This window comes from Woeseia sp. D3-10 (assembly GCF_055809415.1).
On the sequence record NZ_JBVVTW010000007.1, the window covers coordinates 1 to 22262 of the forward strand.

General features: G+C 57.8%; 15 protein-coding genes and 5 pseudogenes. 10 read left to right on the forward strand and 10 right to left on the reverse strand.

The features are described 5' to 3' along the window. Nucleotides 1–1542 precede the first annotated feature (1542 nt). The 3 genes and pseudogenes from AC0L8N_RS00750 to AC0L8N_RS00760 form a co-directional block, all read left to right on the forward strand. Nucleotides 1543–1761 (forward strand): hypothetical protein, encoded by a 219-nt coding sequence (locus AC0L8N_RS00750; RefSeq protein ID WP_473665684.1) that lies wholly within the window; start codon nucleotides 1543–1545, stop codon nucleotides 1759–1761. A 2234-nt stretch (nucleotides 1762–3995) separates the two neighbouring features. Beyond that, nucleotides 3996–4094, forward strand: coding sequence for a hypothetical protein (locus AC0L8N_RS00755; protein ID WP_473665685.1), 99 nt, complete (start codon nucleotides 3996–3998; stop codon nucleotides 4092–4094). 284 nt (nucleotides 4095–4378) lie between these two features. Further along, a pseudogene (locus AC0L8N_RS00760) lies at nucleotides 4379–4925 on the forward strand (error-prone DNA polymerase); the annotation flags it as partial. 649 nt (nucleotides 4926–5574) lie between these two features. Here AC0L8N_RS00760 and AC0L8N_RS00765 read toward each other — a convergent pair. From AC0L8N_RS00765 to AC0L8N_RS00785, 5 genes and pseudogenes are all read right to left on the reverse strand, one after another. Next, the gene (locus AC0L8N_RS00765; RefSeq protein ID WP_473665686.1) at nucleotides 5575–5775 is read right to left on the reverse strand and encodes a hypothetical protein; all 201 of its coding nucleotides are present in this window, start codon (nucleotides 5773–5775) and stop codon (nucleotides 5575–5577) included. A gap of 252 nt (nucleotides 5776–6027) precedes the next feature. After that, a complete protein-coding gene (locus AC0L8N_RS00770) occupies nucleotides 6028–6291 on the reverse strand; it encodes a hypothetical protein (RefSeq protein WP_473665687.1) in 264 nt (87 codons plus the stop codon). Nucleotides 6292–7142: 851 nt separating this feature from the next. Further along, nucleotides 7143–8176 (reverse strand): annotated as a pseudogene (locus tag AC0L8N_RS00775) (GspE/PulE family protein); the annotation flags it as partial. A 662-nt stretch (nucleotides 8177–8838) separates the two neighbouring features. After that, nucleotides 8839–9099 (reverse strand): hypothetical protein, encoded by a 261-nt coding sequence (locus tag AC0L8N_RS00780; protein WP_473669977.1) that lies wholly within the window; start codon nucleotides 9097–9099, stop codon nucleotides 8839–8841. 38 nt (nucleotides 9100–9137) lie between these two features. Further along, nucleotides 9138–9470, reverse strand: coding sequence for a hypothetical protein (locus tag AC0L8N_RS00785; protein ID WP_473665688.1), 333 nt, complete (start codon nucleotides 9468–9470; stop codon nucleotides 9138–9140). 2079 nt (nucleotides 9471–11549) lie between these two features. Here AC0L8N_RS00785 and AC0L8N_RS00790 point away from each other — a divergent pair. The 3 genes and pseudogenes from AC0L8N_RS00790 to AC0L8N_RS00800 all read left to right on the forward strand — a co-directional run. After that, a pseudogene (locus tag AC0L8N_RS00790) lies at nucleotides 11550–11829 on the forward strand (ATP-dependent Clp protease adaptor ClpS); the annotation flags it as partial. A gap of 125 nt (nucleotides 11830–11954) precedes the next feature. Beyond that, nucleotides 11955–12077, forward strand: coding sequence for a hypothetical protein (locus AC0L8N_RS00795; protein WP_473665689.1), 123 nt, complete (start codon nucleotides 11955–11957; stop codon nucleotides 12075–12077). A 1513-nt stretch (nucleotides 12078–13590) separates the two neighbouring features. After that, entirely contained in the window at nucleotides 13591–13890 is a 300-nt protein-coding gene (locus AC0L8N_RS00800) for a hypothetical protein (RefSeq protein WP_473669979.1), read from the forward strand. 118 nt (nucleotides 13891–14008) lie between these two features. On the opposite strand, the pseudogene AC0L8N_RS00805 reads toward AC0L8N_RS00800, so the two are convergent. The 5 genes and pseudogenes from AC0L8N_RS00805 to AC0L8N_RS00825 form a co-directional block, all read right to left on the reverse strand. Continuing rightward, nucleotides 14009–14204, reverse strand: a pseudogene (locus AC0L8N_RS00805) (S1 domain-containing protein). A 104-nt stretch (nucleotides 14205–14308) separates the two neighbouring features. After that, nucleotides 14309–15010 (reverse strand): hypothetical protein, encoded by a 702-nt coding sequence (locus tag AC0L8N_RS00810; RefSeq protein ID WP_473665690.1) that lies wholly within the window; start codon nucleotides 15008–15010, stop codon nucleotides 14309–14311. After that, nucleotides 14925–15245, reverse strand: coding sequence for a peptidogalycan biosysnthesis protein (locus AC0L8N_RS00815; RefSeq protein ID WP_473665691.1), 321 nt, complete (start codon nucleotides 15243–15245; stop codon nucleotides 14925–14927). The genes AC0L8N_RS00810 and AC0L8N_RS00815 overlap by 86 nt, the downstream gene beginning before the upstream one ends. A gap of 3 nt (nucleotides 15246–15248) precedes the next feature. Beyond that, the gene (locus tag AC0L8N_RS00820) at nucleotides 15249–15446 is read right to left on the reverse strand and encodes a hypothetical protein (protein ID WP_473665692.1); all 198 of its coding nucleotides are present in this window, start codon (nucleotides 15444–15446) and stop codon (nucleotides 15249–15251) included. A gap of 642 nt (nucleotides 15447–16088) precedes the next feature. Continuing rightward, a pseudogene (locus tag AC0L8N_RS00825) lies at nucleotides 16089–16928 on the reverse strand (FAD-dependent oxidoreductase). A gap of 454 nt (nucleotides 16929–17382) precedes the next feature. Here AC0L8N_RS00825 and AC0L8N_RS00830 point away from each other — a divergent pair. The 4 genes from AC0L8N_RS00830 to AC0L8N_RS00845 all read left to right on the forward strand — a co-directional run bounded on the left by AC0L8N_RS00830 (nucleotide 17383) and on the right by AC0L8N_RS00845 (nucleotide 21447). Next, nucleotides 17383–17814, forward strand: a complete 432-nt coding sequence (locus tag AC0L8N_RS00830; RefSeq protein WP_473665693.1) for a hypothetical protein — start codon at nucleotides 17383–17385, stop codon at nucleotides 17812–17814. A gap of 822 nt (nucleotides 17815–18636) precedes the next feature. Then, nucleotides 18637–18891, forward strand: a complete 255-nt coding sequence (locus AC0L8N_RS00835; RefSeq protein WP_473665694.1) for an FtsK/SpoIIIE domain-containing protein — start codon at nucleotides 18637–18639, stop codon at nucleotides 18889–18891. 287 nt (nucleotides 18892–19178) lie between these two features. Beyond that, on the forward strand, nucleotides 19179–19556 hold the full coding sequence (locus AC0L8N_RS00840) for a hypothetical protein (RefSeq protein WP_473665695.1): 378 nt from the start codon (nucleotides 19179–19181) through the stop codon (nucleotides 19554–19556). 1525 nt (nucleotides 19557–21081) lie between these two features. Next, complete coding sequence (locus AC0L8N_RS00845; protein ID WP_473669981.1) at nucleotides 21082–21447, forward strand: AAA family ATPase; 366 nt, start codon at nucleotides 21082–21084, stop codon at nucleotides 21445–21447. The last annotated feature ends 815 nt before the right edge of the window (nucleotides 21448–22262 follow it).

The following is a 22262-nucleotide window of genomic DNA, read 5'->3' on the forward strand; positions in this document are numbered from 1 at the left end:
GCACCTGCCGTAAAGCTGATTGCCCAGACGAGGCATGAAGCCATGAAAATGTACTCATTATCCATATTGGCACTGCCGAAGCTGCATTAAGAGCTGTTGAAAATTCGTCAGTAGGGGAATTGTTGTTGTAAAGGTTGCTTGTCATGAGGAAACTGTAGGGAGTGCTTGTCAAAAAGTAAGTGTCGTCATTTTTTATATATTAATTGACGGATAAGGGTGGCAAGCTTGGATTAACTGTATATACTCACAGGTACTGTCTATTTATACAGGGTACCTACGATGGACCAAGTGACCCCCGTCTGACTGAAATGATTCAAGACTTTATAGCCGAATTTGGCATGCCACCGACACGCGCCGAGCGGAATCGGTTAACGCGGCTGAAGACCACCTTCGTGCCCTGCAGAGGAGGTGCCATCTGATCGCCCGGTGCATCTGTTAGGGACTCCCTGTGCCATCAGCTGGGTTGCCGCTGGTTGGGCGGGTTGCGGCGGCAGCCCCGATTCTGGCTGACACATCGGACCGTATCGACCCTGCGCTGTTCTGCATCACCTGCTGCGGGTGTACGGCATGAGCATGAAGAACTGGGCACTCTCCTGTTCCGGCGATCTCGTTGCCGTACACCGCACGCCGGAAGTGCGCAGCGGAGATCGTGGTCGCCCGCATCGGAGACGAGGTACGGCGGCTACCGAGGGACGGCAGTGGTTTGGCCGCTGCCGGAGAACGAGTAGTTTGAACCTATCCAGCGTGCAGGCGATGGTCATCGAAGGCGTCGTGGTCGGGGTCAATTCCATGGCCTGTCGCTGACTGAACCTGAACGCCAACGCCCGGTATGAGCGATGACTCCAGGAAACCGTAGCCCGCGCCTGTGGCGAGGGCGGGGCACAGGGCAGGCCCTCCGCCACAGGGTACCCACGCTTTGCAGACCGAGCAGGGCCGGGCGCAGGCCGCGGATGCGCTGACGAAATCCTGCTGGAACAGTACGGGGCAGCGGTGAACTGAAACTGCTGATGCCGGCGCTGGCGCGTCAGCGGGGTGGCGCGAGTTGGATCGCACGCCGTTTTAGCCAGCAGCCGCCCGCCTTGAGCAATGGGGCATGACCGGGAGGGGGAAGTGACGGCGGCTACCGTGGGCGGCTGAGCAGCTTTAAGTTGCGTAATTGCGCGCAGTCTGTTGGTCAGATTGTTTTGCAGTACGTGGCCAGTCGTCGCCTGCAGCTTGCGCCGAACAGGCAAGAGCTGGGCTTATTGCCTTCCGCTCCCTGCCGCGCGCGGCGGCTTTGCGGATAGAGCTGCGGCAGGGCAATGGCGGCACGGATATCCACATTCTGAAAAGCGCGGTGGTATTTCTGAACCCGGCCGTCATTCAGGAGCCTATGCCTGCCGGGGCACTGTCGTGGCGGTTCTCAAAGTCTGCCGTCGGGCCCGACGCCCGCTGTAAAACGTAGACCGGAGTAACAAGTTCTGTCACTGCTGGAGGCCGCCGCTATCGCCTTTACAACGCCAGCCGCTGCTGCGCACGACACCTGACGAGCTCTGGCTCACGGTGATTGCCACTCGAGTTCTGAACGTTGCTGATGACCTGCCTCTGTACGCGGTCGAAGAGCGGCAGGGCAGTACCGGAGATTCTGCAGGCCAGCGTAACGGCGGTGCATCCGGGCTGTCCGTAGATGCGGCACTGGCGCTGTTGCCTGAGCTGCAACTCGAAGAACGCGATGCTATTCGTGAGCACGAGTTGTTGCAGGAACTGGCGGCCTGGGGCTGAACCATCGTTTGTCGTCGTCGAAGCGCCATCGTCGCCGTCACGAGCCAAGCAGCTGTTGTGCGGTTTGAAGCGCCTGCGCAGCGAGATCGTAAAGGCACTCGAGGCGCAAGGTTACAGTGCCTTACCAGCGATTGCGCTGATGCCGCCGGGCGGCTCACCTGGCACGGGCGGGCAGCCGGGTGTCGCAGGGTCACCAGTGACAAGCTGAACAAGAGCGGTGCGCTGTCCTGCCTGGACTGCCGGAAACTGAGCGCCTCTTTGCAGGCCATCCTGGTTGTCGCAGATGCTGCGTCTGCCACGCGGGGTCTACTGCAACTGCTTGCTGGAACTGGATCGGGAGCCGAAAATTTCGCGTGCTGCAATCGTTCGTTGACGGTGAACACAATGACCGCGCCTGGTTGCTGAATGCCTGTGAGCAGTTGCTACAGTAGCTAGAGCGGTTTCTGTTGACGCGGGACATGGAAGTTCGTCGCTCTGCTCTTTCTGACTCCCAGGGACGCGGCCACAGTGCTGACGCTTGGCAGCGCCAGAGCGGAGCGGTAGCAGTGCCCTCTGGCTACAGCTGCTGAACATCCGCTTTGAACAGACTGAATTACCCGCAGGGGTCGCGATTTTGTTTAGAGGCGGCTGATGGCGAGTCACTCACAGCGACAAGCGCATCACTGGGTTTCAGTTCAGGCCCCGATGACGGTGCCGATCGATCACCTTATCGAGCAGTCAGGTGCACGGTATCGATACGGTGGCCGAACACCGGCCGGACAGCCCCTGGCGTCGGCTCATGGAGCGTGTGCCACGCTGCGCAGCACCATCTCGCCGGACCGTTGTTACGGCGTCGGCAATGGCCGACCGGAAGCCTTGCCTCGCAGGGACCGGTCTACCTGGGCCCCGCTTCAGCTTGAACACGGGCCGGAACGGATTGAAAGCGGCTGGTGGGGACGAGGCCAGCTCTCCGCGATTACATCCGGCCGGTACCCTTCCGTGATCGAAGGAGGTGGCTGGTATGTGCACCTTTTCGTGATGAATGCTTATGCAGAACTGCAGCTCAACAACTTCAGTTTTCTGCGTGGCGCTTCGCACCCTGAGGGACGGTCGTACCGCGGCCCGAATCCGGCCATTAGATGGGAGCGTCTGTCTCCGGGTACGGGCGCACACGGCGGCAAAAAAGCACGGTCTGAAGAAAGTGCTATTCGGCGCGGGGTTCGGTTGACGTGCGGACTGCAACTCGTCGCTTTGGCGAGGACGAGTAGCAATCGCGGTCGCACAGGGCCGCGGATAAACTATGTAACGGTGCGAGCCATTTCGCTGATGGCCTGCCGGCTGTCTCTTCTGTCGCTCTGAGTTGTGAGCCTGTCACTTGCTCGAGAGGATCTAATGGGTATGTGTTGCGGGGGCGTGCGGGTGGCGCGGCCGACGGCCTGGATAGGGAACGTTTGGCGAGCCTGCAGGCCGTGGGTAAAATTGGAGTCTTGTGCTCGTCGCCTGTGGTGATGTCCATATGATTGCCGCGGGTGTTGCTTTTTGCAGGGAATCAACGGCCATTCGCGAAGGGGTAACGGTGGCGAATGCGGGTTTTTCCCTGCACGCCAATTGTGAGTGTTACCTGCGGCCAATAAATGCTGAAGCGAATTCTCCCACCCGGCGGCATCGCTGACCGAGAGTGTACGTATAGCCGAACGCGTTAATTTCTCGCTGGATGAACTGCGTTACGAATACCCGCAAGAGCTGGTGCCAGACAACGAAACGCCGGCCAGCTGTGCAACCGAAGCCGGGCACACGCTGGCCGGACCGGTACGCCTGAGCAACAACCATTGTCGAACACGAACTTGCCTCGATGTGAACGAACCCATGGGGGACGGTGCACGAGGGGGCATCGTTGCATTCGCACGTTCGCGAAACATCCTGTCAGGGTCGCGGTTCGGCGGCGAATTGGAGGCCGCGCTCTTGCTTGGATTACGGAGGTGGACCTGGTGAATCGCTGGTCGAGGAAAACCGACGAACCGCTGGATATTGATGTCGACTTCGAACACGAACGCCGTGAAAGGGCTATTCAGTAGGATCACAAGGAAGCGGCCGCTAATGCGCCGCACCGGCGGCGAACCGTGATGACCGCGCACGCAGTGGATTACGCGATATAGGGAAGGCGCTCGGTTTGTCCGCTTTGCAGCGGCGGACGGCAACGAGGTCGACGACAGCCGCGTACGTGAAGGGGCCTCGATCATGATCCGGCGGCTGTTGTGGTTGACGCGACAATTGCTGGCTTCCCCCGGCACCTGTCACAGCATGTCGGTGGTTTCGTTATTGCGAACGGTCCGTTATCCGACCGTGCCGGTTGAAAATGCCTTGATGCCGGATCGCACTGTGATCCAGTGGAAGAAAAATGACCTGGAAGAGAAAGTCGATGTGCTGGGTCTTGGCAGTGCCGACGGCTATCCGCTGCAGCTTTGACCTGATCCACAAATTCGATGGGCGGCGCTACACACTCGCCAGTGTCCCGGCGGATACTGCTCGTTTCGATATGGTGCAGGATCGGCCGTGTTCCAGATTCGAAAACGGTGCAGTTGCCACGACTCCGTCCACGCAGTTACTACGATCTCGTCATTGAAGTGGCTAATGCCTGGGACCGATTCAGGGTGAGATGGCGCATCCCTACCTGCGGCGGGAGGCGGAAGAAAGTGGTTGATTACCCGAGTGGGAAGAAGGTACGTGGAGCGCAACGTCCGGGGTGCCGATTTTTCAATAGCAGGTGATGCAGCTCGCTGTGGTTGCTGCCGGGTTTACGCGGCGAAGCTGATCAGCTGCGCCGTGCGATGGCAGCCTGGAAACGCCGCGGCCGGGCCTCGGGCCGTTCGAGTACAAGCTAATCAATGGCATGCGTGAACGCGGGTCACGAAGAGAGCTTCGCCCTGTTGACAGATCCTGGGCTTCGGTGAATACGGTTTTCCAGAGTCGCATGCTGCTAGTTCAGGTTCCTGTCGGCTGTAGTGCTATGAACCGGCTGCGTTTTGCTGTGCTTTGCTGAACAGCCGATGGGTTTCTACTCCGCGTCGCAACTACAGGATGTGCGTCGCCATGGTGTCGAGGTTCGGCCTGTGGACTTTGTCAGGATTGCAGCCTCGAGTGTGCCGCCAACGGGGAGCCGCGCTTCCTTGGGCTTGCGGCAAGGTCAAAGGCCTGCCCGAGACGGCCGGACGCTTGCACAAGCGCTCGAAATCGTCCTGCTTTTCGTAACTAGGACATGGCAGGGCGGGTTGGTTTGCAGCGCAACGAGTTACTGCACGGCCGCGGCGGGCGCCGACCGCGCTGGATGGTCACCGTCACCGCGCGCGCTCGCAGGTGTCGAGACCGCACCACAGCTTCGCTGACCTCGAGCGCTATGAACCGGCAGCGATGCTCAAAAAACCCACGGAAGGACAGGACCGGCGGCCGACTACCAAGAGTCCGGACTCTCAGATCCGGTCGGCGTTGTTACGAAAGCGCCTTGTCGACGCACGCTATCTCTAGCGATCTCGCCGGTATACCGAGTGGTCGGCATGGTCCGTGTTGCAGGGTTGGTTATTTCCGAAGCAACGGCCGGGTACCGCTGGTGGCGTAACGTTGTCACCCTGGAAGATGAGTCAGGAAACTGGATTGTGTGGAAAAAAACGGCAGAGCAACAACGGGAGGGCGCGGTCGAATGCGCGCCATGGGCGTGGAGGCGGAACTGCAGATAGAGGGAAGGCGATTTATGTCATAGCCTGCGGCTGATTATAGCACGAGTTACTTGGTGATCTGAACAGCCGGATTTCCGCTAATTCGAAACGTAGCTGCTGTCAGTCAGAGATCGCCGTACATGTCGAAAGAGTAGGTGTCGTCAAGGTTGTGACTTTCCTGGATCTCTTCAAGCCGGCGACGAATCTCCTTCTTGCGCATGACATCGTCAACGCCGGTCTTCTCCATTTCCGCCATCAGCTTCTCGACGTTCACTTCCATGGAACGATCCAGGTCGCTATCTTCGTCCGAGCTGTCGCTCGACATTACAACCGTTTCTGTGCCGTCGAATTCTTCGACATCGTCGTCGTCATCGACTTCTGCGGTTCTTCGTTTTCCAAGTCGCTGTCGCGTTTCTTTCCCGGACTGGATTCCGCCCCTCGACTCTAATCCACTTCATCAGGGTGACGTTCATCAGCTGTATACCCGAATCTTGCGGAGGCGCGCAAGATCGTGTTCGGGTCGGCGAAGCAGTGAAATACGTGTCGGTAAGCATTTCACTCGCTGTGTATTGCTTGCTCAGGACCCGATCAGGTTGTTGATTTCAGTATCGGCAAGAGAATTGCGAGCGAACGACGCCACCAGTGTGATGATAATGACCATCAGCGGCGGCATGATGCCCAGACGTGCCGCAATGAGGCCATCGACCTCCCGTTCCCGACCGAGTCGCGGCGCCAGGCATCTCTTCGAGTGCCGCTGGCGATCAAATGCGTCATCATTCGCGGATACGGCCTGCCAGAGACTTGCTGACGCCTTCGCGAGCGCGCAGGCTCGCTTCTTCAACGGCTTCACGCATGGGCAATGTCGACCACGACCTGCGAGGCTAGACGCAGGGAATCGTTGAACCGCCGCTACCGGAGCGGCTCAGGGGTCAAAAGCGTGGAGCAATTCAGACCGCGAGTCAGACGGCGATACGGAAGCCGCAGCAGAACACGGGCGGTACTGACGCTTTGGACCTTCTTTCTCCAGCAGCTTGCCGAAGACAGTGGCGACGACGCCGGCGACGATCAGCGCAAACCAGTGATCCCGCAGAAAAGTCGCGGGTCGCACGGATGGATCTGGTTAGTAACGGAATCGCTGGTCGTAGCTTTCGAAAACATAGACGACCTTCGTAGGCGAGCATAAGCCATGATGGCAACCGCTGTGACGATGGGATAAATAAGCGCATTGCGGACTTGCTGTTGCAGGACCTGGCGGGATTGGGCGAATTCAGCCAGCCTCTCAGACGGCCGTTCGGGTCGCTGGTATATATGTACAACTCGGGAGTTGCCCGCCCGGAAATCGCCGAGCCTGTCGCCAGCGTGTACCCTTCCATGACACGTGCGCGCGCACACCCAGCAAGAGCTCTTGATGCGCGGCGTTTCGCTCTGCTGATTCACTGCCAGTAACGCTTCCTCCAGCGGACCGGATCGTGCCAGTGTAGCGAGCTGGCGGGTGAGTAACGCAAGGTCCGGTGCGGAGATGCCGCGATGTATTCCTGGCGCACGGTTTTCTTGTCCGTCTTGGACGCGATCTCCGTTACCTTGACCGGCAGCAGTTGTCGCGCAGCAGTTGCCGGACATGTTTCGGCGTGTCGCCTTCCGGTCTTGTCGATGGCGACGAGTCGAACGCACCATTAGTCTGTTCCTGGCTTGCTAATCTGCGCGGGTGACGTGCAGAACTTCTTCGAGTGTTGTCTCGCCATCCAGTACCCGTCGACGACCGTCATCGCGAATACTCGGTGCTATGGTTCGTGCGTGCTTTTCAGCTCGCCGTCGCTTGCGCCGTCGTGAATGGTACGCATAGCGTCATCGACGCCGATGACTTCGTAAATGCCGGTACGGCCATGAAGCCCAGCGCTGGCTCACGGTCGGTGGTTCAGCCGGGTCAAGCGTCGAACATTCGTACTCACGGGCGTACGGCGTTTTGGTTTTCGGACTAGCACGCGGACCGGACGTTGCGCAATAACTCCGATGAGACTGGACGAAAGAGGAAACGGTTGATTGGTATGCAATGTGGACAAGACCAGGTGCCCGGTAAGCAGTGGCCTGAACAGCAATTTCCGCTGTCTCCAGATCATGAATTTCGCTGAACCATGCATCCTGCCGAAGGATCGCACGCACTGAAGGTCATGTCAACTTTGGTATTGACCTGTGACTGGCCTATGCCATCGATGAAGTACTCTATCGGGTTTCAACGGTCATGATGTTGCGACTGTTGTCGTTAATTCGTTCCAGTGCAGCGTATAGCGTGGTGGTGGCCCAACCTGTTGCGTAACAAGAATAATGCCGTGAGGCTTGTGAATCAGATCGTCCATCAGCTTCCACTCGCCATGCCCAGTGACTTCAGGCTTCAGCTGTTCGTCGAGTAGTCGTAGCACCACTCGTTCACCGTGTCCAGGGGATGGTGGAACTGCGTGCCCTGCGATACGCAACGATATCTGTCCGTCTGGCAGGTGTTTTTGGTAGTCGACATGACCTTCATTCGGAAACGACGAGTGGTGCCAGGGCGCGACGAGTTTGTAGGATTTCCTGAACACGCCATCAACCCTGCAAGCGCATCCTGCTGTTAAAGCGGTTCTCATAAGGTTCAATGTGCACGTCAGAGGCGTTTTCTTTGACGGCTTCGGTAAACACGGCGTTGATGAAGCGGATAATCGTGCGTCATCGTCGCTCTCGAGCAGTCGTTCCGCAGTTCCTGTGCCACCCCAGAAATCGGTGTGGCTCATTGAGGTTGCCGACCATTTGCATGGCTTTGTGACTGCCTTGCTCGTAAACTTCGTTGCAGCAACGTGTCGAAAGCGGCCGGTGTCACTTTGTCAATCGGGACCCCTCTTGCGGACAACTGTTCGAGTTTGGGACGCCGGCAAGCGTTGCGCCAGCACGGTAGGCCGCTGGAGCGTGTCGCCTTCATCGGACCGAGGAGATGTGTGTCGCTTCGCGAAGGAGAGGGCAGAATCTTGAGATCGCCAACCTGCGGACCGCGGCGATGTCTTCTTCCAGAAACAGTTCCGGTCTTTCTTCCATCGTGTGCTTATCAGTCTTGCGAATCGTTGTCAGACGATTCGTCGGGCAGCGGCCGGTCGTAGCTTTCAAGAGGCGGAATTACGGGGCGTTCGACGCCGCGCATTCGGTTTACGCCACCGCCACCCCACTATGTTCCGAGGATAGTTGTATTTGGCGTCGGTCTCGACTGCCGTCTGGGTGTCGTGTAGTAGGGCGAATGAAGACCATCAGGTTGGTCTTGACCTTAGGTCGCTGCGATTTCGAAACAGTGCTCCGACGACCGGCAGGCTGCCTAAAATGCAAGCCGTCTTCAATCAGACCGCCAAGCACCAGAATGCCGCCGTCTTCAACGATTACCGTTGTTTCGATGATGCGCTCGTTGGTCACCAAGTCCGCGGCGCCGCTTGTCGCCGCTCAGGCTCGAAATTTCCTGTGATATCTTCAGGAGTACGGCGCCGCCTTCATTGATCTGTGGAGTAATCTCGCTCTGACCATCTTCGTTCGCGTCGAACGAAGCAGTTGCACTTACTGCATTTGAGAACGAGCCGGTCAAGAACGGCACTTCTTTACCGACGTTGATGCTGGCTTCTTCGTTGTCGGTCGTGATGGTTTGGTGTGGAAATTATGTTGGTGTCAGCATCGCCTTCAAGTGCGTTCAGGATGGCGGCGAAACTGGTGCCGCGATCGCTGATCCGCCCGACCCCCGTTGTTTACCAATAATGCGTCAGCACTCGTCGGTGTATCGCCGCCCAGCAAGCCGCCAGATCGACAGGATCCGCTACCGGCATTCGAAAAGCGTGTGGCGCCCACGAGGCGCTCGCTGCCATGCCCATCGATGGCCCAGGCCGCGCAGTCCGACGCCTCGCTCCGCTGCTCAGCGACCACGGCCTTCGACCAACGCCTGTGCGCGCCGGGTGGGCGATCAAGGGTTGCATTAGCGATCGCATCATCTTTGGCGGTGCGTTCATGATTAATCATCGGCTTTGCCGATGCCCAAAGTTGTCGCAACTCCCGATGATCTGGAGGCGCTGCCCGGGGAGTGCCGGCTTGCTGTGCGAAATGCTGCTGCAGCTTGCCAGATAGTTCGGCACGCACCCGGCTGACTGTGGTGTGTCGCTGCTGTCTTCGGAAGGGTGTGTCAAAGACGGGCAATCAGCGCCCGCAAGCGCAATCGGGGCCCCGCTGTTCGAGCATCGGGCAACGAGGCTGGTGGTCACGGGCATGCCGTCCGTGCGCGGTGTTTGGGTTAGTGCTGTCAGGCCCCCGGACCATGATGCGGATGCGTGTGATAAAGACACGACTTCAATGTCTTCGTCGTTTGACTGGTCAATGTGCCGATCTATGCTGATGATGCGTGCTACTAATTGTGTGTGTGAAATTATCAGACGTCGAGTGGGGGTGCGCGGGAAGACGCCCGTACTGCGGAATCAGCCGAAGTATGGGAACCAGTTGGGCGGCCGCCCCTGTTGCACCTGTATTACCTGAGTGACTACATGTCATCGGCACCGGCACCCTTGCTCGGACAGGAGCCGGATAATTGGCGAGCACTGGCATTAGGCAGGATTTTGACGAACCTCCTACGTACTGCTACGTAGCCATGCACTTCGAGATTGAATGCTTCGTAAAAACTGCCGGGGGGGTTGCCGACAGCATCGTTACTTTGGCGTCACTCCACTCAATCAGGAAGTTTTTGCCCGTCACTTTCCCGAGATCGTATCTTTGTAATTGGGCCGTGTGACAGTAAGTGTCGGGCTTGTGTGCGGACAGGCGCTCAGTGCCAGCAACAACAGACCAACGGTCCGCCACCCTCTGCCGCGTCCGCTGACTTTGTTCAAACTAGTCCCTATTGGTCGTTGAGTTGTAGCTGATTGGTATTCAGTACCAGCGTTTGTGGCTGGCCGTTGCGTTCAACGGTTACCGATACCTGTTCGGCTGTACCCAAATTCTGGAATATTTGCATGGCTCGTCCGGCGCTGCCGCACCGTCGATGTCTTTTAATCAGGTCACCGTCGGGTACCAAGCGCGGAAACCGCCGCCGGTCTGGGGTACAGACTCATAGCCGTCGGTCAACGAAATACGGTGTCGTGTCGAATGACGTCGGCCAGCTTGGTCATCTGCGTCACATTTTGAATGCTTTGCGTGTCGTCCTCAAGCGCCTCCCTGGTTAACGGCGGCGACGTTTTCGCCGGCTCCGCGGTGCAAGAAATTCTTTCGGCAACTTGAGGACTTCAAGTGCGCCACTTCGATTGAGAACCGACGCGGTCAGTAGGAACCGCATGGAGCGTAGCTCCCGGCGCCACCGTATCCCCGAATGGCTTTTTCTCTTCGTTGCGGTTGTCGGAGATAATGGCGGATAGAGTCAGCTTTCAGCCGGAGCGATGGTGCCTTTCAGGATCAAACTAAGGTTGGTCTCTGCAAGGTCTTGCGTCTCTAACCCGCGAACGGGGGCCTGCTCTGCATTCGCTTCCCCAAACAGGTGATTAGTTGGACGTCAGCCGATTGGGCGCCTTCGCGCTGTTACACTGATGGCAGGGGCCGTACATGTTCGGGTCGCGGTACCGGTGCGGAACCAGCAACCAAAATCAGATGCGGAATGCGAGCAATACCACGATCAGCACGAATGCGAGCCAACGTGACGTCGCCATGTAGAACAGGTGCTGTCTAAGTTTGCTGAAATCGGACCCACTTTGCATTCAATGTCATAACCGGTATCGGGGCGCTGCGTTCCGGGAAGGCGGGCGTGTTTGCCTCCCAGATATAAACGCAAGCCGGGTGATGATACGGTTTAAAACCAGCCGCTAACAAGCCCGCGACCAAATACTATATGGCGCAAGTATATATCGTCACTTGTTCATACTTGTAAGAAGCAGAACCCCGGCGGCTCAGAGTGGCGCTAATGACGAATTTTGCGACCCAGGGTTTAAGTACGCCGGGAACGGCCCAATACAAACGCCTATCCGGATTACCGGGTCATGAACAGGTGCCCGGGCCGCCAATCAACCACTTAACAATGAAGTCTGCACGATAGAATGGACCGAGAACGACGACCCTTCACCGTTGCACGATGATGACCTCGCGGTCGAAGAGCTTCGCGACCTGAAATCAAGCAGCCACCGTTGTACTGCGTCCTGCTACTTAACGACGACTACACACCAGTGCAGTTCGTTGTCGAGTTCTGGAATCGGTGTTCAGGATGGAACGGACGGCGGCGACAAGGGTCATGTTAGAAGCAGGGGTGTTTGCGGCGTTTTTACTTACGAGATTGCCGAGAGCGAAAGTTGCGCAGGTAGTGAGTATCGCGCAGCAGCAACAGCATCCTTTGTTGTGTACGATGGAAGGCGTCGATTTTTTCCGAGGTTGGGCGCTCGAACTAAAACGAAATAAACACACAATGCTAAGCAGTGAACTGGGGTTTTCCTCAACGAAGCGTTCCAAAACGCGCGTGACAAGAGGCATGAATTCATGACCGTCGAACATTTGCTTCTGGCATTGCTCGACATTCCACGTGTGCATGAGATTCTTAAAGCATGCGATTCCAAGCTGATGGCGCGACAGTTAAATCGGACGAAGCGACGCCACGCGTGAGGATGGCGACGACGAGAATGACGTGCAACCAACGCCTGGGTTTCCAGCGAGTCCTGGGCCCCGTTTTTCATGTGCAGTCCAGTGGAAAGAAAGAAGTCCACCGCAGCAATGCGGGCAGCCGCCATTCAGTGAGAAGCAGTCGCAGGCTGTGTACTTTCTTGCGCTGCAGAATATTTTCGCGGCTCGATGTCGTCAATTATATTCGACGGCATGCCAAGCGTTCCCGGCGAGGGCAGCGGTGAGCAACAAGAAACACTGTCCATGCGGACGAATCGAGCGCACTAAGTACGCGACCAACCTATCTCAGCGGGCTATCGAGGTAAGATCGATCCTTTGATCGGCCGCGATTCGGAAATTGAGACCGTGCAGATTCTCTGCCGCCGTCGTAAAATCGCTGTACGTCGGCGATGCCGGCGTGGGCAAGCAACTGCGCTGGCAGGAGGTCTGGCGCGCATGATTTACCGAAGAGCGCGTACCTGAGAGAGCACGATATACGCGTTCTGGACCTGGGCTCATTGATTGCCGGCACCAAGTACCGCGGCGACTAGAAAAGACGAAAGCGGTGCTGTCCGAAATCAAAACATACCGTGCCATACTCTTTATCGACGAGATAGGACACGGCTGTATTCGGCGCCGGCCGCGGCCTCCGGCGGTGTCATGGACGGTGTCGAACAGCCGGTGCTCGCGAACGGTGAACTGCGCTGTATAGGTTCAACGACATGCGAAGTACCGCGGATCTTCGAATCCCACGCGCTTCTGCGTGTTCCGCTTTCAGATCGGACGTGCCTGTTGGCGATTTTGACGGACTTGAAATCGCGCTTCGAAGAGCATTATGGCTAACTATCAGGATTCAGCCGAGGGGGCCTGGCCGCTGAGTCTAGCCGCGAAACACATTAGTTGATACCGGTCGCGGATAAAGCCATCGATGTGATCAGTGCCGGTTGCAGCGGAAGAGAGTCGCGAGAGCGAAGTTACGGTGACGTTGGTGAACTCGTGGCCAACATGATGATCCAGCCAAGAGTGTATCAGCATCCGATAGGGTTGTGTATGTTTGGAGCGTGATTTGAAGTTGTCGATATTTTGGTCTAGGACAGGGCCATCGATGCGCTTAGTCTGCAATCTAGTTTCCGGTTTGGGTGAGGAGGAAAAGCCGATTGGTTCGTTCCTGTTCGCCGTGCACGGGTGTGAAAAAACCAGGCCGTGGACCCGGGCGTGGAGCTCATCCGTTTGACATGTCCGAGTACATGGAGCGGCACACCGTGTCACTGTTTTCCGATCGGTGCACCACCGGGCTACGTGGGGTTTTCGACCAGGGTGGCTTGCTGACAGGCGGTCAACAAGAACCCGCACGTGGTTGCGTTGCTGGATGAAATCGAAAAGGGGCACCGGGAAGTGTTCACCGATCACGGCACGTTGACAAGACATGTTCTGGTTATGACTACCGAACCCCGCTGGCGCGCAGGGAAGTGACAGGCGGGCCATGGAGTTTCGCACCTCAGGATCACTCGAACAGATGATCAATACAAGGCCTTCACCGAACCCACCATGCCATCATTCAGTTTGCCTCCCTCGAGCGTTCGGTCACCGGGTGGGTCGACAAACGCTCGTAGAGCTGGAAGCGAAGCTGAGCGCAACAGATGTAACGCTTGAGTCGACTGCATGCGCGCGGATCGCCGAGCGTGGCTATGACCCGAAAAAGGGGGCGCGGCCGATGGCGAGGGTTATCCAGGAGCACATCAAGCGGCCTGTTGTTGGCCCCCATCGGCCGAAGGTGGCCATGTTCGGGTGGCAGTCGACGCAGACAAGCTGGTGAAGCGAACCGGCAGTGAACTGGAGCATCTGCCAGAAGCGGATACGTGAGAGTAATTGGATCAGAGGCGTAGATCCAGGCGTCCGCTGATAAGAGCTTGGGTGATTGCCGGGCTCTTTTGTTATTCGGGCTGTGGTAGAATCATCCGGCCTTTGCTGAGGCTCGTAGTCCATCGTGTTGGGGTCACTTTGTCGCTGGTTAGTATGCGAATGTAGTTTTTTTCCGTTGCCGGAGATGTGCGCGGTCACATGGTGCTTCTGCAGCTCAACACGAACGCTTTCGTGTTCGGGCAGTGTTTCGGTCACAACGCCTTCCATCTGAAGCGCTCTTGCTTTTCCTGAAGTTCTATGTCTCTGGTAATTCGGGCTCGCTGATTGTGAAACGTTGCCGCTATTCGGCAATGCGGCATCTGTCACTTTTTTCAGGCCGAAATCAGGCCGGGCAGACAGGGACGGGGCTGTTGGCAGGCCATGCTGCCGTGGCTCGCAGGCAACATCCAGCAAAGTGCGGAACTCGGGGCGGCTGTACGAGTGTGAGGCAAGGTGGCTGGATACGACCTGGGGAATTTCAGCAGCGAATTCCCGTCGTTCATGGTATAAAATGTGAGCATGGCCACCTTGAATGCGTTCTCGCTTTCCCGCAGAATATTCGATTCGCCAAAAATAACCGCCGATTGCCAGGCCGTACAGTCCGCCGCTAACCAATCGCCCTGCCATTCCACACTTCGATTGAATGTGCCCAGCCCTCTCGCCAGCGCCTGGTAGGCGCCAGACATAGCCTCTGTGATCCAGGTGCCGTGCTGCCCCATACGCTGTCCCGCACAGCCCGAGAGAACCCTCGCGAAGGCGGAATTGAAACGAATCTCAAACGAGGAAGGTTGACCAGCGGTGTAGCCTCCCGGGGAATATGGACGGAGACGAGAGCGCGGACCACCAGGAGCCGCTCCGTCGTACCAGGAAAAACGCCCGGTGTCGATAGGCGTACAGAAGCGGCTCGCGAGCAGGTCGCCACCGGCTGCGAGTAGGCTGTTGGGCTCTTTACAGGCGCTCTCGATGTTCGGGAACGCCTCGACAGGATCGTTCGCGGCCAGCCAGCGAATACCGGGCGTGTTGCCTTCGCTCATGGGCTTCCCGGTCGAGCGACTGGCGAAAGGCTGGCTCGACATCGTCAATGTAACTGTCGACGTGCGCCTGTTCCTGCTGCAGATAGGACCTGCGCAACGGCAGCGAAAGAACCGATCGGTGCGCAAGCCAGTGAGCCGACCAGGTGCGACTGATTTTGCGCTCACCCTGGGTGCCCGGTTCAAACCGTTGAGGCCCTGTGTCTCGATCCGAATAGTCGATGCCCTGGTAGAGCAAGTCTCAAAACGAGGGCAGTGTCGTCCACGCCTCCCCAATAGCGCCCGTACAGTCGTCCTCAACCGCAGCGGCCGCGATAGCTTGGTCTTGCTGAATAGCGAGAATGACCGGCGGCAAGCTGGCGGCGACACGCATGAAAACGAGGTTGTAATAGGGCATGCCACCGCGGATCAGAAACGTGCGACTGATCAGTTCGTACACAGTCGCCCATAGTTCTGCGGAAAACTTACTGTGGATTCCTGTTCGCAGCAGATCCGGGCCGATCACGCGCGGTTTCGGCGTTTGCGGGAGTGACCGGTCAGGAACGAAAGTTCTGGTAATTGCGGTTGTCTGCCAGAAACGGAACTGCTTGCGCAAGGCTTTATGTGAGGGAGAACCACAGTCGTCTTCGTGCGGACCAGGCCGCAGCGAGAGAACACAGCGTTCTTTGGCAAAGAGCGAGACCCGCTCAAGCACGTGCGCGGGGCTGAATCAGCGACTTCCGCCAGGCACAGACCAGCGGCGTGAACGGAACCGCAGAAACGGAAGCTTGGGGGTCCAGGCCCGCCTGACTGTATGCGCGTGCCCACGCCCAATCAAAGACAAATCTCGCCGAATGAATGGGTCTTCTCATAATAATAGCATGGCGCCACGAGCTGGCCGTCAGATCACGCATGAGCGGCATGGCTGCCAGCCGGTGGCTGAGAGACGCACGCCGTTTTCTTCGCAGTGAAAAGCGTGTTGCAGAAACGGTAGTCGTGACGATTCAGCCGGTTCCATGCATCAGCATCAACCTCCTGCAGTCGCTCGACGCATTCTCGATCGGCATCGTCGGACCTTCTGGTCGTGCGTCCGGCCTTCCGCTCAGGCCGCGGCAGCGCCGGTAGCGGCGGGTTCCGTTCGTTCGAGGATTTTTCCGCATCCACATGTACCGCGCCTGCGGATGGCTTGCCTGTAACGATCCGCGACATCGCCGGCAGCGACGTGCTCGATGTGCTCGCCCGCAGGTGCGTAGATGTAGCCATTACGCATGTCGAGTGTTCGGTGAACAACGCGGTATTCGGTTTGTGGCCAATAGCAATAAACAACCGGCTCAGTTACGAACGGAGCATCGGCGTCCGTGCTGCGGACACGCAAACCGATACCGCGTCGTCACCGAGCACTTCATCGACAACGTGATTCCACAGCAGCTCTCGTCTTTCCTCGAACAGTTTGTCCTGCAGGATTTTCTCCGCCGGCGCAATGTGTCGCGACGATGGACCAGAGTCACTTTCTCCGCAGTATTCGGCTTCCTCGGACGGCTTGTTCGGCGCCGCCAACCACCGCGACCTGCTGATTGCGGTAGAAGCGTCGGGACTGAGAGGCCGCTGCCTTTTGAAATCCTTCGGACGGCAGTCCGAAGTACATGGCAGTGGCGCCCGTGGCGATAATCAGCGCATCGGCTGTGTAGCTGCGTAATTACCTTCCAGCAGAAAGGGGCGCACGCTGAGAATCGCGTTGTGGATATGGTCATTGATGATTTCGGTGTTGTAGCGTTCAACATGTTGCAACATGTGCTGCATCAAGTTCGGCCTCGCAGGCCTTTAAATCGCCCGGCCAGTTATTCGATATTCGGTAGTCGTCATCAACTGACCGCCTTGTTCGATGCCGGTAATGGATCGGGTACGGCGCGCGCCGAGAGCCTGCCGGGCCGGAGCCCAGTATAGGATGCTGAACGTCTGGATTTGCTCATGTATACTTCGCCTGGTTCGTGCCTGACGGCGCACGTCGTGTTATCCGAAGATCAGAGAGTGCGTTCGTTGCGGCGGGATTCAAGTCTGTTCGTGGAAGCGACACCGCGTGTCGCCAGTCGCCAGTGTAGGCAAAAGCGGATCGGCGGGCAAGTCGAGCGAGTGTGCATGGGTGGCCGGATTCGAACCGCCAGGCAGAACGCGACTTCGTCACGAGGGTGTACTAGAATCAGGTCCTTGTCTTTGATATATCGCAAATTACCTTAATACTGGCACGACCCAGTCAAGCTGCCCGTACGGATAGCGGCACCCTCCCATCAAAAGCTTCGCACTTTGCGCGAAGGCGCCCTTTACGTATTCGGGGCATTCGCACGCATCTGTGGTTTGCCCGCTTCACTTACGATTTCTGCTGATCCGAGTCTGTGGAAGTGAACAAAGCCGCCGATCAGGTGAGCAACGGTGTCGGCCGGGTCGGGGCGTACCGGGGACTTGCGGCGTCCGGCGTACCTGTTCACCCTGATGAATCTCAGGATCGCTGGAATCGCGAGCAACGCACGCAACAGGAGCTGAACCCGGCGGATGTCGCGTTGCGAATGCGGCGTTGCACCTTTTTGGGTTTTCGTCAGTCCGCAGGGGCAGTCGGTCAGGTTATTCTCGAATGTAATGAAGCTGTGGGCGCCAGCACGCTCCTGTTTTTCCTCTGGATGGCAGCGATTGTCCTGGGGGTTTCCTGGCTGAAGATCATGGACCGCATAGGCCGCGCATGCCTCGACTGTTGGCATGCTGCTCAAGCGCGTTTGGGTGCCATTCGGGACGAAGGGAAGAAACAAAGTGGCCCGTCAGGATGTCTTCAAGGCTGAGCAGAGGTGCCACTGCGCAATCGTAAGCGCTGCCCCGGCGCATCGAGCCGGGTGACGGCCGGACCCAGCGAACGTGCGGAAACAGCGTCCTACATCCGCCGGATGCGGGCGAGTCGCCAACCGCACCGCAGAGCCGGCTATTCCAAGGAATTGTCGCGACTGGTCGTCAGAAGACTTCGAATCAGTAATTTCCGTCTCGCCAGGCCCGATCTTGCTACCCGCTGGGTGTGAAATCCAGTCAGATATCCAACCTGGCGAAAGACGGCGCGCTCACTGTCTGTCGTCAGTGTTCGCGTGGTCGAGTTTCCCCGGAAAATCCTATATCGGGCTGGAATAGCGAACGAGAACCGGGAAATCGTCTCGCTGGGTGAGATTCTAAAGTCGAAGGCCTACGATCTGACACGGCCTCGCCGAAGGCCGGCGCTCGGCAAGGAACATAGGGCTGTTGTTGCGGATCTGTTCAACAGCCCCGCACTTGTGGATGACCGGCGCGGAAGCGCAATCAACGCCATGGTCTTGAGTCTGTTGGCAAAAGCTCAGCCGCAGGACCGTTCGGGCGATCATGGTCGATCCGAAAATGCTCGAGCTGTTCGGTCTACGAAGCGATCCGGATTCCGCGCGGTCGTAACCGACGAAAAAAGCCGCTGAATGCATTGCGTTGGTGCCGTGGCGGAAATGGACGAACGGCGGCCTCGGGCGTGCCAAACATCGGCGGCTACAACCGAAGGCTCAAAGATGTATCGTGCAGGTAAGCCGATCAAAGTTCCCCACGATCATGCCGCCGCGGCTGGAGGATGACGAAAAAAGCGGATATGACCGCTATTGCCATTTATCGTCATCATCATCGACGAGCTGGCCGACATGATGATGGTAGTGGGCAAGAAGGTGGAAGAGTTGATTGCCCGCCTTGCACAAAAGGCGCACGTGCCGGCGACTCAGCGGCCGTCCGTTCATGTATTCACCGGCCTGATCAAGAAACATACCGTCACGTATCGCTTTCCAGGTGTCGGCGAAAGTGGATTCACGGACGATTCTTGGATCAAATGGGGCGCGGAACACTTCCGTGGGCCACGGTGACATGCCGGATTCGCTGTGACTGTCTCACTGCCCACGCGGGGTCCATGGCGCGTTTGTCATATGTGTCGTTAAACATCTGAAGAAAAGTGGCCAACCGCGCTATATCGATGAAATTCTTGAAGGCCCGTCGGGTGCAGGACTGGCCGGCTACGGGATGCCGGGGCATTCAGCGACAGGATGTATCTACGATCAGGCGGTACAAATCGTTATGGAAAACCCGTAACGCATCAATTTCGGCGTACAGCGCGACTGAAGATCGGTTACAACCGCGCGCGCATGTGGAAACTATGGACAGGCGGGTCTGGTCGGTCCGCGGCACGAACGGTACCCGCGAAATATTGGTGCCCAAGGAACGAAAGAGTAATGGCACGGATACGGGTCTGGGTGAGACCTGTGTTTCGAGCAGCGCGGCACGCAACGTCCTATCGCTCCGTCATGTTGGGCCTGATGCGTCCGGCGAGCTGCCCGCCGTCCTGCACTTTGTTGACGACATGGGCCGCTCTGCCACGTTCGAGCAAACGCTGGTTGACGTCATGGACAACGTGGTCGAAGAGTCTGAGGGTACGGTTGAACGCAGGACCGGGTTCGCGGACGTACACTGCGCCGGTCGGTTGCGGATGGACTCAATATCTGGAGTTACTGACGCCATGTACCGTGACGGGTAAAACCGCAAGCGGAAGTACTCAGCAATACGCCGGCCAGGCCGCTGGGTGGTGGCGGTGACGTCTTTAACGACTTTACGTTGGTGGACAGCTTTAGCGATCGTGGACATGTTGAGATGAACGCCGGCCACCAGTGACGGTGGATTCGAAACGGTTGATCTTGGTTTTCAGGGACGGCATTCTGTCGCGAATGATTTTTCTTGCATGCAATTCAGAGCAATTGATTGCCCTTTTCACAGTTTGAGGTCAGAACCTGTGCTCTCGGCGGAAACTTGTTGCGACCTTTGAGGTTCCCACGACTTCGACCTGGTCGGCGAACCGTTGACTTCGGCCATCGCTCTGAATAGTGCTGCCGTTACGTCACAATGCTTTTGGCGGTTCGCCGGCGCAATTATTGTGGTCGTGTTGCTTGCAACGATGGCGCCTACCGTCGTGTTCGGATGTGTGGCAGTGGCACTCACATGATAAGTGGGGCGCATTTCATTGCTTTTTCTTTCGCGGTGTGGTTCAGTGGGCAGTACGCACGACGATTCGCAGTGGAAACTCGGACCGTCACTTCTGGCGTTCGCGCTTTGATCGAGGTGTGTCAGTACGCCAGCGGATACGGATCTTGCGGCGGACTTTGTCGAATCGGCCCGATGCTTGCGAGCCGGCGGCTGGAGTCTGCGCCTGAAGATTGGCTTCGCGTTCGAAATCGGCGGGTGCTCGATGGCTGATTTATTTACAGCGACGATAGCGAGACCGCTTGCGGACCGCTGCGTCCAACTGGCTACGGCAACACCTGCTGGGCCGAGGGGATGCTGTGTCCGATGAATTCGGGAACCTGTGACAGGGTTGCGGCGTATCGTTGTCATCAACGGATTCACACTTTATCGGCTTGTCGGCCGTGATGGCCGAGTCAAAGACATCCGGGCTGCAGTAGCTGAAGCACGCGAACACCGCGCACAAGACCAGCGACGCACGGGGCGCCGTTCGACGAGGTGCATCGCTTCAACAAGTCACAGCAGGATGCTTTTCTGCCGTTTGTCGAGGACGGCATGTTATCGGCGACCGACCGAGAACCCTTTGTTCGAACTGAAAGCAACGCGCTGTTGTCCCGCGCTCGGGTCATGTTCTGACGGATTGTGGCGCCTAGTGATTGCAACCCGGCTCGGTATGACAGAGTTGAGTCAAGCACCAGGCGTGTCTGCAAGCACAGACTGGAGAGCACAGGCGGGCGTTGAATCTGCTTGAGATCGCAACCGATCTTTCGGCTCCCCAGGGCCGGGGCCGATCAACCACCCTGGCTCGCGAGATGGCGGCGGGTGGTCGTCGCTTCGACAAGGCAGGGAGCATTTTTGGCCCAGAAATCAACTGCCGGGTTCAGCCCCCGATGCGTCTTTGTACTGGATGACCCCATGCTGGATGGCGGTTGTGAGCCTCTTGTACATCGGCTCGCGAACCCCGGGCTGTATAGCCAGCGAAAGACATTGGAAACGCAAGACCTGTGCGCTTTGCGCATCCGAAGTGGTCGGCTCGGCAGCCGGAGGTGGCGTTGGCTCAGGCAGTCTTTTTCCGGCCTGCGGCGGCGAAGCAATGTGTGATGACACGGCTTCGAAGAGTGTGCCCGGCCGACGTGGAGGAGTTCGGTACGCTGGATGTACCCAATAAGCTGCGCAATGCGCCAACAGCGCTGATGAAGGAACTCGGCTACGGCAAAGCGTATCGTTATGCTGCAGGGATGAAAGCCGATGGTTTGCCGCGGCTGGTGAGCGTGATTCCGGGACGACATGCCGGACCGTACGTATTATCATCCGGTCCCCGCGGGCTTGAGGCCAAAATCGGCGAAAAGCTCCGCGATCTCGCTGAGCGACGCGGTCACAAGCGCGACCCGGCGGATAGCGACGAACCCTGAATACACGACTACCGAGCGTCAGATCGATCCGAAGCGTCAGTCCAGCGATGGACGTCAGGCCGAACCTCACGTTTGATGCTGGCGCGTACCTGACGAGTCGGAACGCAAAGAATTGCAGAGGAAAGCGTGCGCAAGGAAATGGAATGCGAGCGCAAGCAGATTGGCCAGGGAAAGTGAAAAGGGAGGATGCAGCTCCGCTGCTGGAAGCGGTCAAGGATCTCGGGACAAAGCTGGATACGCCGGGTTGCAGATTAGCCCGCAGACTCGGACAGGACATTGAATCGAGTCGCCTGACCAACTGCTCATGTTCTGATGGCAAAGGTAAGCGACAATCAGGAAGTCTGTGCCGGGCGAGCCGCCCGCGATGGACTAAGCCTCGCGATCAGGTGGAGCTTGGCAGTCGCTCTGCTGGATTTCGATATGACTGCAGGCATTTCAGGCGCGCGTTTTTCAGCGCGGCCCTGTTACTGCAGCGCGCACTGATTCAGTTCATGCGGACTACACCACCGAACACGGTTACGAGGAAACCTACGTTCCCTACCTCGTACAGGATGCTTCGTCGGGTACGATGCCAAATTCGAGGCCGATCTGTTCAGACGGAAGCTGTATACCACCTGATTCCAACGGCTGAGTCTTCCGTTAACCAATATGGCCCGTGACAGCATCATTGACGCGCAGGATCCTGCCGCGTCGGTTCGTTGCACATACGCCGTGTTTTCGCTCGGAAGCGGGTTCATACGAAACGCGCGGGCACCATTTTGATACAACACCAGTTTGAGAAAGTCGAACCAATCACCAGGCCTGCCGATTCCGAA

Excerpts from the sequence above, each read along its gene's own strand:
- AC0L8N_RS00765 (WP_473665686.1), bottom strand. The coding sequence starts at position 5,775 with ATGTCGAGCGACAGCTCGGACGAAGATAGCGACCTGGATCGTTCCATG.
- AC0L8N_RS00785 (WP_473665688.1), bottom strand. The coding sequence starts at position 9,470 with ATGATTAATCATGAACGCACCGCCAAAGATGATGCGATCGCTAATGCA.
- AC0L8N_RS00795 (WP_473665689.1), top strand. The coding sequence starts at position 11,955 with ATGACCGTCGAACATTTGCTTCTGGCATTGCTCGACATTCCACGTGTG.
- AC0L8N_RS00800 (WP_473669979.1), top strand. The coding sequence starts at position 13,591 with ATGATCAATACAAGGCCTTCACCGAACCCACCATGCCATCATTCAGTT.
- AC0L8N_RS00810 (WP_473665690.1), bottom strand. The coding sequence starts at position 15,010 with ATGAGCGAAGGCAACACGCCCGGTATTCGCTGGCTGGCCGCGAACGAT.
- AC0L8N_RS00840 (WP_473665695.1), top strand. The coding sequence starts at position 19,179 with ATGGACAGGCGGGTCTGGTCGGTCCGCGGCACGAACGGTACCCGCGAA.